The following is a 489-nucleotide window of genomic DNA, read 5'->3' on the forward strand; positions in this document are numbered from 1 at the left end:
GATCGAAGTCCAGGGACCCGTACAGCGAGTGGGTCTTGCTCCATTGCTTGTCGATGAACGAATCGCTCTGGTCCTCGTCGGCCACCACGCGCCCGCGTACCGTACCGGCGGCATTCAGCGGGCCGCCGGCGTCCAGTTGCAGGCCATAGTGGTCCCACGAGCCGGCCTTGCCGGTCAGGGTCACGGTCGGAGTGTTCTGACCGCGCTTGCGCACCAGGTTGATCGCGCCCCCCGGGCTGCCGGTGCCCTGCAGCAGCCCCGAGGCACCGCGCAGCACTTCCAGGCGGTCGAAGAAGATCAGGTCCTGGGTCGCCCAGTTGCCCAGGGAATAGGTGTTGCGCGGGATCGGCACGCCATCGTATTGCCAATCGTCGATCTGGAAACCGCGGGAGGAGAGGATCATGCCCTTGCCCACCCCTTGCACCCCCACCAAGCCGGTGGTCTGGTTGGCGGCGGCCTTGAGGTCGGTCAGGCCCTGATCATCCATCT

General features: G+C 66.3%; 1 protein-coding gene. It reads right to left on the bottom strand.

Features of this window, described 5'->3' with window-relative positions; all coding sequences use genetic code 11:
* On the bottom strand, positions 1–489 hold a 489-nt coding region (locus tag BLX41_RS34855), incomplete at both ends, for a TonB-dependent siderophore receptor (RefSeq protein ID WP_259744597.1).

Origin of the sequence: Pseudomonas protegens (assembly GCF_003732485.1) — a bacterium.
GTDB classification, from domain to species: Bacteria; Pseudomonadota; Gammaproteobacteria; order Pseudomonadales; family Pseudomonadaceae; genus Aquipseudomonas; species Aquipseudomonas protegens_B.